At 67.5% G+C, this 11,690-nt stretch carries 13 protein-coding genes; 4 read left to right on the forward strand and 9 right to left on the reverse strand.

Features of this window, described 5'->3' with window-relative positions; translation table 11 throughout:
* Positions 1–358 precede the first annotated feature (358 nt).
* Positions 359–1,750, reverse strand: coding sequence for an NAD(P)/FAD-dependent oxidoreductase (locus tag ACYQ26_RS14485; protein WP_459809604.1), 1,392 nt, complete (start codon positions 1,748–1,750; stop codon positions 359–361).
* 224 nt (positions 1,751–1,974) lie between these two features.
* Here ACYQ26_RS14485 and ACYQ26_RS14490 point away from each other — a divergent pair, with 224 nt between their 5' ends.
* Both ACYQ26_RS14490 and ACYQ26_RS14495 read left to right on the forward strand, forming a co-directional pair.
* Entirely contained in the window at positions 1,975–2,988 is a 1,014-nt protein-coding gene (locus ACYQ26_RS14490; RefSeq protein ID WP_459809605.1) for a D-2-hydroxyacid dehydrogenase, read from the forward strand.
* Positions 2,989–3,158: 170 nt separating this feature from the next.
* On the forward strand, positions 3,159–3,596 hold the full coding sequence (locus ACYQ26_RS14495; RefSeq protein ID WP_459809606.1) for a universal stress protein: 438 nt from the start codon (positions 3,159–3,161) through the stop codon (positions 3,594–3,596).
* Between the two features lie 43 nt (positions 3,597–3,639).
* Here ACYQ26_RS14495 and ACYQ26_RS14500 read toward each other — a convergent pair whose 3' ends face one another.
* Both ACYQ26_RS14500 and asd read right to left on the reverse strand, forming a co-directional pair.
* On the reverse strand, positions 3,640–4,101 hold the full coding sequence (locus tag ACYQ26_RS14500) for a DUF7344 domain-containing protein (RefSeq protein ID WP_459809607.1): 462 nt from the start codon (positions 4,099–4,101) through the stop codon (positions 3,640–3,642).
* A 156-nt stretch (positions 4,102–4,257) separates the two neighbouring features.
* Positions 4,258–5,292: an aspartate-semialdehyde dehydrogenase gene (gene asd / locus ACYQ26_RS14505; RefSeq protein WP_459809608.1), complete on the reverse strand. Its 1,035-nt coding sequence runs from the start codon at positions 5,290–5,292 to the stop codon at positions 4,258–4,260.
* Between the two features lie 277 nt (positions 5,293–5,569).
* Here asd and ACYQ26_RS14510 point away from each other — a divergent pair, with 277 nt between their 5' ends.
* Complete coding sequence (locus ACYQ26_RS14510; protein ID WP_459809609.1) at positions 5,570–5,827, forward strand: hypothetical protein; 258 nt, start codon at positions 5,570–5,572, stop codon at positions 5,825–5,827.
* Between the two features lie 205 nt (positions 5,828–6,032).
* Here ACYQ26_RS14510 and ACYQ26_RS14515 read toward each other — a convergent pair whose 3' ends face one another.
* The 3 genes from ACYQ26_RS14515 to ACYQ26_RS14525 form a co-directional block, all read right to left on the reverse strand.
* Positions 6,033–6,224, reverse strand: a complete 192-nt coding sequence (locus tag ACYQ26_RS14515; RefSeq protein WP_459809610.1) for a 30S ribosomal protein S17e — start codon at positions 6,222–6,224, stop codon at positions 6,033–6,035.
* A gap of 322 nt (positions 6,225–6,546) precedes the next feature.
* The gene (locus ACYQ26_RS14520; protein ID WP_459809611.1) at positions 6,547–7,203 is read right to left on the reverse strand and encodes a DUF447 domain-containing protein; all 657 of its coding nucleotides are present in this window, start codon (positions 7,201–7,203) and stop codon (positions 6,547–6,549) included.
* The gene (locus ACYQ26_RS14525; RefSeq protein ID WP_459809612.1) at positions 7,200–8,057 is read right to left on the reverse strand and encodes a triphosphoribosyl-dephospho-CoA synthase; all 858 of its coding nucleotides are present in this window, start codon (positions 8,055–8,057) and stop codon (positions 7,200–7,202) included. Before ACYQ26_RS14525 ends, ACYQ26_RS14520 begins: the two co-directional genes overlap by 4 nt.
* Before the next feature lie 137 nt (positions 8,058–8,194).
* Between ACYQ26_RS14525 and ACYQ26_RS14530 the strand changes: the two genes are divergently transcribed.
* Positions 8,195–9,124 (forward strand): HhH-GPD family protein, encoded by a 930-nt coding sequence (locus tag ACYQ26_RS14530; RefSeq protein WP_459809613.1) that lies wholly within the window; start codon positions 8,195–8,197, stop codon positions 9,122–9,124.
* A 28-nt stretch (positions 9,125–9,152) separates the two neighbouring features.
* Here the strand turns inward: ACYQ26_RS14530 and ACYQ26_RS14535 are convergent, their stop codons facing one another.
* The 3 genes from ACYQ26_RS14535 to ACYQ26_RS14545 form a co-directional block, all read right to left on the reverse strand.
* Entirely contained in the window at positions 9,153–10,091 is a 939-nt protein-coding gene (locus ACYQ26_RS14535; protein ID WP_459809614.1) for an ABC transporter permease, read from the reverse strand.
* On the reverse strand, positions 10,088–11,194 hold the full coding sequence (locus ACYQ26_RS14540) for an ABC transporter ATP-binding protein (RefSeq protein ID WP_459809615.1): 1,107 nt from the start codon (positions 11,192–11,194) through the stop codon (positions 10,088–10,090). Before ACYQ26_RS14540 ends, ACYQ26_RS14535 begins: the two co-directional genes overlap by 4 nt.
* Before the next feature lie 92 nt (positions 11,195–11,286).
* The gene (locus ACYQ26_RS14545) at positions 11,287–11,685 is read right to left on the reverse strand and encodes a winged helix-turn-helix transcriptional regulator (protein ID WP_459809616.1); all 399 of its coding nucleotides are present in this window, start codon (positions 11,683–11,685) and stop codon (positions 11,287–11,289) included.
* Between the last annotated feature and the right edge of the window lie 5 nt (positions 11,686–11,690).

Genomic DNA, 11,690 nt, shown 5'->3' on the forward strand with positions numbered 1-11,690 from the left:
AACGTCCAGCCTCATCCCGTGGCGGCATGCCGCGTCAGCTGGCTAACCCTCGTGCCGGGCGGATGGCTGTGGGCCATCACCGGTCGGTGGAACGAAGTGATCGTTCCGACATATTGCGTGCCTGGGTTCGCCGTACTGTCATCGCACCCGAATGGGTTCGCTCGGACGGGGACAAAGGCACGCACTCGAGGTAGGGCTGCACGTCGTTTAAACGTTTTCTGCGAGAGGGAGTCCTCGTCCTCGCTCAATATCGAACATTTCGGTCCTGCGGAAAGGATTCGCCGAAGAAACTGCAACTAGCCGACAGCTGATACCGAGTCGAAAACCGGAGAGGACGAGACGTGACTGCGAACTGCGGTCAATAGAAGTACTCGTCTTCGGAGAGTTGGACGTAGCGACCGTCGCGGTAGTGGAACTTACGCTTCTTGTAGCTCGCGAGCAGTTTCGTCGCGTCGAAGCCGGCGGAGTAGGTACGCGAGAACAGGGAGTCGGTGCCGTTGGTACCTTGCATCTGATTGATGACGTCGAAGGCCCGGTCCCAGTCGTCGGGCTGGTAGTCTTCGACGATGTCCGCGAAGGTGACGTTGCGCAGGATCTCGTCGCCGATTGCGCGCTTCCAGATGTCGTTATAGTGCTCGAGCGAGTCGGTGCCTGCCAGCCGACCGGCGATCTTACCAGTGCGGACGGCGACGTGGTAGCCGCCCTCGTGGAACGCCGAGGTGGTACCCATCGCGCCGCCGGCGACGGCGATGTTGGCGCCGACGGGGGAGTCGATCGGCCGGGTCGAGGAGATCGGATAGGTTTCGGTGCCCTTCGACTTGCCGCGGTCCTCGACGATCGGGATGTCGGTCTCGATATCGTACTCGTCGCCGTACTCGCGCTCGAGCAGGCGGCGGATGTACTCGGAGCCGGAGGGGAGTTGGTCGTCGTCGCGATCAAGCAGTTTGTAGGCGGTGGGGTTGTCGATGTCCTCGAGTTCCATGCCGATGGGCATCGTCAGGCCGACGCGGGCGACCGTGCCGTCGTTGGGGAAGACCCACGGATAGGCGGTTTCGCCGGGCATGTAACCCCACCAGAACTTGAGTCGGTCCTCGAACTCTTCGAACAGCTCGGGGGGGAAGTCCCGATACTCCTGATAGGCGATGTGGTTCGCTTCAGGCGGGGAGAGATAGTCCGAGACGCTGCGGCCGGGGGCCGTAAACTGGTCGAGCGCGTCGACCGTGATCCGGCGCTGCGGGCCGTCCGCGAGGATGACGTACTGGGCCTCGAGTTGCTCGCCGTTCGAGAGGGTGAGCGTGTGGGTCGGTCCCTTCGGACTCGAGGCGCGGAGGTCGGTCTCGAGGTCAGTAACGCTCGTACCGACGCGCAGGTCGGCGCCGGCGTCCTCGGCCCGTTCGTAGAGCCAGTCGTCCATCCGCGCGCGGTGGAAGGTGTAGCCGAACTTCGGATAGGCGGCATCCATCCCCGTCGTCGTGATCTCGACGGCGCTGTTGGGGCCGATGAACTCGGTGGCCTCGAGTTCCCGGAGGATCACGTCGTCGGGGATCTCCCGGTAGTCGAAGTCCATGATGTCGATCCAGTAGTCGAGCATGCCGGCGGCGTCGGTCGAGTCGGGGCCGAGGTCCTCGCGGTCCTCCCGCGGGACGCCCTGTTCGAAGAGCACCGTCTCGGCGCCGTGGGCGGCGGCCCGCTCGGCTGCGGACGCACCCGCGGGGCCACCGCCGACGATCGCGACAGCAACGCGTTCCATACACCAGTGGCACTCAGCGGTGCGTATTAAACGGCATGAAATTCGCGGCGACGGGATGTTTTCGGTCGGCTCGCAGGTGCGCGTCGTCGGTCGCGTCCCGTCGATTTCTCGCGGACGGGCTGGACGCCCTCGAGGAACCCCGTTGGGTCCGGAGCAGTCGCGCCGCGACGTCGTATCTGAGATGAACGTTTTTGATGGTTCCCCTCGAGACCACGAGTACGGACATGAGCGAACGCGACAGTGACGATGACGGTGACGGTGATCGGAGCAGCGACGTCGACGTGCTCGTCCTTCGGCGAGGAACGCACGGCGTCCCGGTCGAGCAGTACGCTGCGGCGATCCGCGAGCGGCTCCCCGATCAGACCGTGCGACTCGCGCGAACGCCGGCCGAGGAGCGCGAGGCGATCCGCGACGCCGCGTTCGTCACCGGGATGACCCTCGAGGACGATCTCCTCGAGGTCGCCGAGAACCTCGAAGTGTTCGCCTGCGCGTACGCGGGTACCGGTCACCTGCCGATGGACCGACTCGAAGAGCGGGGCGTGACGGTGACGAACGCCTCGGGCGTCCACGGGCCGAACATCGGCGAGCACGTGCTCGGTGCGATCCTTCATTTCACCCGGCGGTTCCACATCGCGGAGCGCAGGCAGCGCCGTCGGGAGTGGCGCCACTACCAGGCCCACGAACTCGCGGGGTCGACGGTGACGATCGTCGGCCTCGGCGCGCTCGGCCAGGCGGTCGCGAAGCGCCTCGAACCCTTCGACGTCGAGACGATCGGCGTCCGGTACACGCCCGAGAAGGGCGGGCCGACGGACGAGGTGATCGGCTTCGAGGGGGACGCCTTCCACGACGCGCTGGCGCGGACGGGCTACCTCGTGTTGGCGTGTCCGCTGACCGAGACGACCCGCGGACTGATCGATCGCGAGGAGCTGGTGACGCTCGATCCCGAGGCGGTACTGGTCAACGTGGCCCGCGGTCCGGTCGTCGATACCGACGCGCTCGTCGAGGCGCTGCGGGGGAACCAGATTCGCGGGGCGTCGCTCGACGTGACCGATCCCGAGCCGCTGCCCGAGGACCACCCGCTCTGGAACCTCGGCAACGTCCAGATCACGCCGCACAACGCCGGTCACACGCCGAAGTACTACGACCGACTGGCGGACATCGTCGCCGAGAACGTCCGCCGGTTCGACGAGGCAGGCCCGGACGCGGACCTCGAGAATCAGGTCAACGTCGATTCCTGAGCGCGGGAGTCCGCTCGGGCGATCGGTCGACCGAATCGCGGACCCGTCCCGCTCGCGTGTACCTTTTTCACCCGGCACCGCCAAGCGCCGATAATGTCAGGACTCGATTCCGCGCGGGGATCGCTGCCGACCGCCACCGACGCGACGGCGCCGCACGGGGAGGACCGCCGATGACGCTATCGTTCGACGGGACGGTCATCGTCCCGGTCGGGGATCCGGACGACGGGGAACGGACCGCGGCGGCGCTGGTTCCCCACCTCGAGCCGACGAGCACTGCGGTCGTCGTCAACGTGATCGAGAAAGGCGGCGGGGCGCCCGACAAGGCGTCGATGGAACAGCGCGAGGAGTACGCCGCGGAGATCTTCGAGCGGGCGCGCGGGCCGCTCGCCGACTCCTCGGCGACCGTCGAAACGGCGGTACTCTACGGGACCGACGTCGTCGAGCGGATCTTCGCGGAAGCGGAGGACCGAAACGCCGACGCCGTCGTCTTCGTACCGCGCGAGGGGAACCGGTTCGCCGAACTGCTCACCGGCGACGTGGCCCGTCGGCTGGTGAAGGAGGCGTCGATACCGGTCGTCGCGCTTCCTCGCGACGAGTCGGAAAACTAAAACTAGCCGCTCTCCGTCTGCGACCGGTCGGATTCCGGTCAGCCTACGGCGCTGTTACGTCGGGAGTCGCGAGACCGACGTCCTCGGCGCGGTCGATCGAGTCCGCTCGCGCGAGCAGTTCCGTGCCGCGTTCGCGGAGGGAAACGGCGTTGGCGTCGATATCGAAGTCGACGGCGCCGGCGTCGGCCAGCTTCGGGATGTGGACGTGTCGGAGCGAGATCTGGATGCGCCGGCGCGTTCCCAGCAGCGCGTCGCCCCACTCGGCGATCCGTCCGCTCGTCCGGTCGTCCCCCTCGAGTTCGACGGTGAGGTGGTCCGCGAGATCGCTCACCGGAACCGGCGACTCGTTGTCGGCCAGGTACCGGAGGACGGCGCGGCGGTGTGGATCGGCGAGGACGCCGAACGACCCCGTCTCGTCGGTTTCGGCGGCGTCGGAAGCGTCGGAAACGGCAGCGTCGGCGCCGGGAGTAGACAGGGATTCGGGGTCGGAGACCACGGGGATCATACCTGTCGTTGGGCGGGTTCGTACTTGTGCCCGCCGCCAAAGTGTGCAGGGTAGTCGACGGCGTCGACTACGCGGACGACGTTCGATCGCCGAGGAAAAGGCGGCAGGAAGCGGGCGAAGGCGCCCGAAACTGCGACTCGCTGGTTGTGAAACGCGTTAGATGTAGCCGTTCTCGAGCAGCAGTTCGCCGTTCAGGACGCTCGCGCCGGCGGCGCCGCGGAGGGTGTTGTGCGCGAGGCAGTTGTACTGCAGGCCGAACGGCGACTCCTGGAGCCCGCCGGCGGCGATGGCCATCCCGCCGCCGAGGGTGCGGTCCATCCGGGGCTGGGGTCGGTCCGGCTCCTCGAAGACGTGGATGAGCGGCTCGGGCGAGGAGCGCAGGTCCAGCGAGGGGTACTCGCGCATGGCCTCGGCGGCCGCGTCCGCGGTCAGATCGTCCTCGGTCTCGACCCAGACGTTCTCGAGGTGGCCGTCGATGGTCGGGATGCGGTTACAGGAGGCCGCGACCTCCATGCTGTTGTGGGTCAGCTCGGCGCCGTCGAAGTCGCCGAGCAGCTTGCGGGACTCGGTCTCGAGCTTGTCTTCCTCGCTGCCGATGAAGGGGATGGCGTTGTCGATGATCTCCATCGAGGTGACGCCGTCGTAGCCGGCGCCCGACACCGCCTGCAGGGTCGAGACGTGGACCTTCTCGAGGCCGTACTCCGCGAGCGCGGCCAGGGTCGGGACGAAGGTGATCGTCGAGCAGTTGGGGTTCTTGACCATCGCGCCGTCCCAGCCGCGCTCGTCGCGCTGGACCTCGAGCAGGTCGAGGTGGTCGGGGTTGACCTCGGGGATGACCAGCGGGATGTCGTCGTCCATGCGGCCGTTCGAGGAGTTCGAGGAGACGACGTAGCCGGCCTCGCAGAACGGCGGTTCGACCTCCGCGCCGACGCTCGAGGGGAGCGACGAGAAGATGAGGTCGACGTCGTCGGGGACGTCGTCCGGGTCGGTCTCCCGGACGGTCATCTCCGCGACGTCCTCCGGGATGGGGCTGTCGACGCGCCACTTGGCGGCCTGTCTGTACGTCTTCCCGGCGCTGGACTCGCTCGCGGTCAGCGCGGCGATCTCGAAGTCCGGGTGGGGATCGAGAAGCTGAATCAGTCGTTGTCCGACGGCACCGGTTGCGCCGAGTACGCCAACTCGTACTGCCATTTTCCCGTATTCCGGGTTGGGACCGCAAAACCGTTTGGGTTTTCGTCTCATTACCATGATCGAATATCAGGTTCACGGGTTCGGATTCCCCGGACGGCGCCGTTGGCCGCCGTCACCGGAGCGTATAGAAGAAATTAAGAAAACGGAGCGGCACCTACGAACAAATGCATCACCGACAGGCCCAGTCCGGAACCGCCGTTGGACGATCGGCCGACCGCCGCTCGAGGCGCAGCGGGGTCTCGACCTCGACCGACCGCCGTTCGGCGGGGTGGTCTCGATGACGAACACGACCGCGAGTTCGGCCGACACGGGACTGTTCGATACGCCGTTCAGTATCGGTGCGGCCGTCGTCTCGGCGCTTTGCTTCCTGATCGGCATCTACATGGCGTGGACCGGTTTTCAGGGCGGCACGCTTCCGGTCGTCGGGACGGAGATGGGCATCGTTACCGGCATGGCAGGACTCATGATCACCGCGTTCTTCGGGCTGGTCGCGCTCGTCGCCGCGATCTACATGGAACCCGGTTTCGACTACTGATTCCGTCCGACCGCTGCTCGTTCTCCTTCGTCGATCCGTCTGTTCAACCAGTTTCGGCACGCAACCGCCGTGTCCGTCTTCGCTCGTTCGATCCCTACCGGCCCAACAGCAGCGGGGTCGAACCGCACTCGTGGGAATCGATCGACGCACCGGTCGCTCGAGGTCGAACGAGTGCGGTGAACTCGAGACGAGACGAAAACTCGACTTACGCGGTCGCCTGCGCGCCCTTCTTCCGCGTCACGTAGCCGGCGATGCGGTTACGGACGCCCTTGGACTCGACGTTGGTGAGCTTCGCGACGCTTTCCTTGTTCTGTTCGAAGTCGGTCGTGAACGCGTCCGGGTACCGCTCCAGGAGGAGGTTCCCGGTCTTCTTGACGTAGGCCGGTTTGATTGCCATGTGGGGAGGTTCCGTCCAGAGGCTCTTAATCCCTTTCTCTTTGACTGTGAGTGCAACGGCCGGGGTCGCTTGCGGGCCGGTCCGTGCGACCGCGGCTTTACCTCCCAGGGCGCGACCGGCTCGTATCGATAGCTTTCACCTCAGGGAGGCGACGTGCGTCTATCGACGAGTTGCTCGACGCGGATCGGTCGGACTCGAGCGAGGTGCCCGAACGGCCGGAATCGATCGCGAGACGGATAGCGGTCCCGTCTGAGCCTGAACGCCCTTCCCACTCGTCCGCGCGTCCACGCGTCCGCGCGTCGAGCAGCCGAAAGCCCCACCGTTACCACGACGAGTGTTCGCGCACGCGCTCGAGGGCCTCCCGTTCCCGCGGCCCGCCGGCCCGCTCGACGACCAATTCGTAGTACGAGAGCCGGTCGCGAAGTTCGGCCACGTCGTAGCCGGGGACGCCGAGTCGCGACGCGGCGACGGTCGCCTCGACGACGGCACCGAACCCGCGGCTGATCGTCGGCACCGTCGTCCGTTCGACGCCGGCCTTGAGCGGCCGCAGTTCCCACTCCTCCCACTCGGTGCCGTTCTCGGTCCCGCGGTCGACCGGTTCGACGGCCACGCGAACCCAGGCGGCGGCCGACTCGAGGACGGGGGCGTCGCGCTCGAGGATCGAGAGCGCGGCGTCGGCGAAGACGACGGGATCGTCGACGAACTGGACGTACCCTTCACCCTCGCGGTGGAAGTTGCCCCGCGTGCGGGTGTTGCCCCAGGTGGTTGCGGTAGCGAGCGGTTCGTCGGCGCCGTCCGTCCCGTCGGCATCGCCGTCGCTGCCGTCCCCGCCGTCGCCGGCGAACACCCCCAGCGCGGCCGCGTTCCAGCGGCCGTTCGGCCCGAGCGTCGTCACGACGGTTTCGGTGACGCCGGTCAGTTCGACGGGCCACTCCGCGGACGCGGTGTCTTCGTCCGCGTCACCTGCACCGTCGCTCATACCTCGAGCCCCCCGCGCTCGAGCGCGATGAACAGTCCCGCCGCCGTAATGTCGGCGGTCGTCCCGGGGTTGATCCCCCTGTCGACGAGGTCGTCCGCGAAGGTTTCGACTGCTCCGCGGTCGGTCTCGAGGGCTCGCCGCTCGTGGAGTTTTGCGGCGCGCTCCTGAACCTCTCGCGCCGCGTTCTCGCCGTGTTTGTCCGCGACGAGCGTGTCGGGGCGCTCGGCGAGCAGGGAGAGGAAGACCGCCGCAGCCCGCTCGAGCGGCGGGCCGTTCGCTTCGGCCAGGCGCTCGGCCGCGGTAAACGAGCGCTCGAACCCCGTCACCCACTCGCGGGCGACGTCGTCGCCGGGGACGCTGCCCTCCATGACGTCCAGCAGGGTCAGACCGCGCTCCTCGAGCGCCGGGACCGCGTCGGCGCCGCGGCGGACGTCGAGCGGCTCCATGTCCGCGGGCGGGTCGGCGACGAAGACGTCGACGTGCTCGAACGCGCGGTAGAAGGCGGCGGCGTCCGCGACGGTCGTGTCCTCGATGACGGCTTCGACGACCGGCTGAGCGAGGTCGTCGCTCGCGGCGCGGGTCAGGGGCACGAGCAACAACAGTGCGCCGAACTGGGTGTTGCCGCCGCCCTGCGCGGACATCCCCTCGACGGCGCGTTCGAAGGCCGGGCCGACCGCCGCGCCCTCGGCCGCCATCTCGAGGCCCCGCTGGGCGCCGATCGTTCCCGCGAGGAAGTGGTCGAACCGCAGGTCTTCGAGGTCGCGGTGGCGGTCGACGTTCCCGGGCTTGGGCGTGCCCGCGACCTCGAGCAGGAGCGCCAGTTGGGCGTGCTGGGCTGGCGTTCGCGTTCGCATGTGTCTGTGTCTTATCCGCCACGTGGTGGCCCGGTGGCTTAGGCGTACGGTTCATCCTCTCCGACTTCGGCCTCGCCTCGTTGGTTGCCAGCAGCCAGATCACTACCCCTAAACCGCCGCTCGCCCAAGTGCCGGCGATGAGTGATACGGAGGCGGAACCCACGTGGAGCCTCCCCGACGACCGCGAGGCCGTCCGCGCGGCGCTGATCGAGTGGTACGAGGACGACCACCGCGACTATCCCTGGCGCCGAACCGACGATCCCTACGAGATCCTCGTCAGCGAGGTGATGAGCCAGCAGACGCAACTCGATCGCGTCGTCGCGGCCTGGGAAGAATTCCTCGAGCGCTGGCCGACGACGGCGGACCTCGCCGACGCCGATCGGGCGGACGTCGTCGGCTTCTGGACGGACCACAGCCTCGGCTACAACAACCGGGCGAAGTACCTCCACGAGGCGGCCCGGCAGGTAGAGGAGGAGTACGGCGGCGACTTCCCCGAGGCGCCCGACGAACTTCAGGAGCTGATGGGCGTCGGCCCCTACACCGCGAACGCGGTCGCGAGCTTCGCCTTCAACAACGGCGACGCGGTCGTCGACACGAACGTCAAACGGGTGCTCTACCGCGCGTTCGACGTGCCGGACGACGACGCGGCCTTCGAGGAGGCCGCGCGGGAACTCATGCCCGAAGGCCGATCGCGGGTCTGGAACAACGCGATCATGGAACTGGGCGGAGTCGCTTGCGAGCAGACGCCGAAGTGCGACGAAGCGGGCTGTCCCTGGCGCGAGTGGTGCGACGCGTACGCCAGCGGCGATTTCACCGCCCCGGACGTCCCCACGCAGCCGTCGTTCGAGGGGAGCCGCCGCCAGTTCCGCGGGCGCGTCATCGGCACCCTGCGGGAGTACGACGAACTCGAGCTCGATACCCTCGGCCACCGGATCCGCGTCGACTACGCGCCGGGCGGCGAGTACGGCCGCGAGTGGCTCGAGGGGCTCCTCTCGGATCTCGAGGACGACGGACTCGTGGAGACGGACGAACGCGACGGAGAACTCATAGCGCGACTGCGCCGATAGTTCGGGATCGAAGCCGCTCTGCTCGGACTCACCGAACGTCTGAACTCGAGGCCCGCGAGAGAAGATACACCGCGACGAGCCCGAGTACGAGGTCCAGCCCGGCGAGGACGAGGACGCCGGGGACGACGCCGTTTAACGCCCCGTCGAACCAGGCGACCTCGATGACCGTCATTACGTCCCGGTCGAGCATGAGCGACCGGGCGGCGTCGACGCCGTAAGTGACGGGGTTGAACCGGGCGAACGTCTGGATCCACTCGGGCAGCGTCTCGAGCGGGAGGAAGGCGCTCGAGAGGAACAACAGCGGGAACTGGAGGAGGTTCGCGCCGATGATCGTCGACTCCTGATCGCGGGTGAGAATCGCCAGAGCGTTCGAGAACGCGACGAACCACAGCGAGAACAGGATGCCGACGCCGACGATCCCGAGGGCGCCCGTAAGGCCGGTCGCGATCTCCGCGCCCAGCAGGACGCCGAGGCCGAGAATGATCGCGACCTGGACCGCGATCCGGAACACTTCGGCGGCGGTCTTCCCGACGAACACTGCAGTGCGGTTCATCGGGGAGACCAGCACCTTCTCGAACATCCCGTTCTCGATGTCGTTGACTAGGCCGACGCCGGAGGTGACCGCGGCGGCGAGGGCGACCTGGATCGCGATCGCGGGGACGAGGTACGTCTCGTAGCCGATACCCGGAATGCCGCGGTTGACCGCGTCTCCGGCGACGTTGCCGAACACCTCGGTGAACAGGACGAGGAAGATGATCGGCTGAACGAGCGAGACCACGAGGACGAACGGGTTGCGGACCGCCTTGAGGTTCCACCGCTTGAAGTTCACCCAGACGTCGCCGAGGAACGTGTTCCCGGAACGATCGACGGTGGTGCCGCCGGTTTCGGTTGCACCGGTCGTTCCGGTGACTTCGGCGGCCGCGGTCGCGTCTCCCGATTCCGTCCCGCCGGAGTCCGGCGGACTCATCGAGACACCCCCTCGGGAGCGGTCTCAGGCGCTGACTCGGCATCGAGTCCCTCGCCGGTGATCGCGAGGAACACGTCGTCGAGCGTCGGCGACCGGACGTTGAAGCCGGTCACGGTCAGCCCCGCGTCCCGGAGCGCGACCAGTAGATCCGTCCCGCGCTGGCGGGCCGCCTCGGCGGTCACGCTGATGCCCTCGTCGGTCACCGCCACGGTCGCGTCCTCGAAGGCGTCGAACTCGCGGGCGATTTCGGCCGCCCGGTCCCGCGCGGCACGACCGCCGTCCACCTCGATGTCGAGCACTTCGCCGCCCACGCGACGCTTCAGCGCCGCCGGGCTCCCGTCGGCGACGATCTCGCCGTCTAAAATGACCGCCAGCCGGTCGCAGAGCTGGTCGGCCTCCTCCAGGTACTGGGTCGTCAGGAAGATGGTCGTGCCCCGATCGTTGATGTCTCGGAAGTAGTCCCAGAGCCGGTTGCGCGCTTTCGGATCGAGCCCGGTCGTCGGCTCGTCGAGGAAGACCAGCGGCGGCCGGTGGACCAGCGCCGTCGCCGCGTCGAGACGCTTTTTCATCCCGCCGGAGAACTCGTCGGCCCGCTTGTCGGCGACGTCGGTGAGGTCGACGAGCTCAAGCAGTTCGTCGACGCGCTCGGCCCGTTCCCCGCGGGGGACGCCGTAGGCCTCGCAGGCGAACCGCAGGTTTTCCTCGGCGGTGAGTTCGGGATCGACGCTCGTCTCCTGGGCCATGTAGCCGATCGACTCCCGGATCTTTCGGGGCTCAGATTGGACGTCGAACCCGTTGACGCGAACCTCGCCGTCGGTCGGCGAGAGCAGCGTCGCGAACACCTTGATCGTCGTCGTCTTACCGGCCCCATTCGGCCCCAAAAAGCCGAAGAACTCGCCCTCGGGAACGGTCAGGTCGACCCCGTCGACGGCCGCGGTTCCGTCAGCGTAGACCAGCCGCAGGTCGTCGACGTCGATGGCGGGTGTTCCCCGTTCCTGCTTCTGCTCCCGCTCCCGTGTGTCGGCGTCGGGAGCGGTCTCGGGCCGGTCTCTCGTCTCGTCGTCACCGCCTCGAGCGGCGCCGTCCGGTCGGTTCGATCCCATACCATTCCTACGGTACGTGTGGCAATAGACTTACAGCTTCGAACCCCATTGGTTACTACGAATTTTGAAGCGAGCGCCGGCGCCCAATTTCCTCAGAGTTCGTACTCGAGCGCCCAGTGGTGGAGGTGGCCGAACACCGGAAACAGCGCTTCGGCGCGCTCGGTCGGTTCGTACTCGACGCGCGGCGGAATCTCGTCGTACGACTCCCGATTCAAGAGCCCGGCGTCGGTCAGCTCCTGCAGCCGCGCCGAGAGCGTGTTCGGCGCGATCTCGAGGTCGTCCTCGAGGTCGCTGAACCGCAGGGGGCCGTCGGCGAACGCGAACGCGCTCAGGACTGCCATCGCGTGGGCCTTCCCCAGCAGATCCAGCAGTTCCGCGACCGTCCGTCGGACCTGCTCTCGTTCCGTCGGCTCGAGCGATTCGCGGAGCGCGACGGCCTCCTCTCGTGAGAACCGCGATCGAAGTTCGAGTGCGTCTGGCGGGTCGCTCATGTCGC

Source organism: Halopiger thermotolerans, from assembly GCF_054654555.1.

Coding starts and splice junctions, on each gene's coding strand:
- ACYQ26_RS14485 (WP_459809604.1), bottom strand. CDS start 1,750: ATGGAACGCGTTGCTGTCGCGATCGTCGGCGGTGGCCCCGCGGGTGCG.
- ACYQ26_RS14500 (WP_459809607.1), bottom strand. CDS start 4,101: ATGATCCCCGTGGTCTCCGACCCCGAATCCCTGTCTACTCCCGGCGCC.
- ACYQ26_RS14545 (WP_459809616.1), bottom strand. CDS start 11,685: ATGAGCGACCCGCCAGACGCACTCGAACTTCGATCGCGGTTCTCACGA.
- ACYQ26_RS14495 (WP_459809606.1), top strand. CDS start 3,159: ATGACGCTATCGTTCGACGGGACGGTCATCGTCCCGGTCGGGGATCCG.
- ACYQ26_RS14530 (WP_459809613.1), top strand. CDS start 8,195: ATGAGTGATACGGAGGCGGAACCCACGTGGAGCCTCCCCGACGACCGC.
- ACYQ26_RS14525 (WP_459809612.1), bottom strand. CDS start 8,057: ATGCGAACGCGAACGCCAGCCCAGCACGCCCAACTGGCGCTCCTGCTC.
- ACYQ26_RS14515 (WP_459809610.1), bottom strand. CDS start 6,224: ATGGCAATCAAACCGGCCTACGTCAAGAAGACCGGGAACCTCCTCCTG.
- ACYQ26_RS14535 (WP_459809614.1), bottom strand. CDS start 10,091: ATGAGTCCGCCGGACTCCGGCGGGACGGAATCGGGAGACGCGACCGCG.
- ACYQ26_RS14490 (WP_459809605.1), top strand. CDS start 1,975: ATGAGCGAACGCGACAGTGACGATGACGGTGACGGTGATCGGAGCAGC.
- ACYQ26_RS14520 (WP_459809611.1), bottom strand. CDS start 7,203: ATGAGCGACGGTGCAGGTGACGCGGACGAAGACACCGCGTCCGCGGAG.
- asd (WP_459809608.1), bottom strand. CDS start 5,292: ATGGCAGTACGAGTTGGCGTACTCGGCGCAACCGGTGCCGTCGGACAA.
- ACYQ26_RS14540 (WP_459809615.1), bottom strand. CDS start 11,194: ATGGGATCGAACCGACCGGACGGCGCCGCTCGAGGCGGTGACGACGAG.
- ACYQ26_RS14510 (WP_459809609.1), top strand. CDS start 5,570: ATGACGAACACGACCGCGAGTTCGGCCGACACGGGACTGTTCGATACG.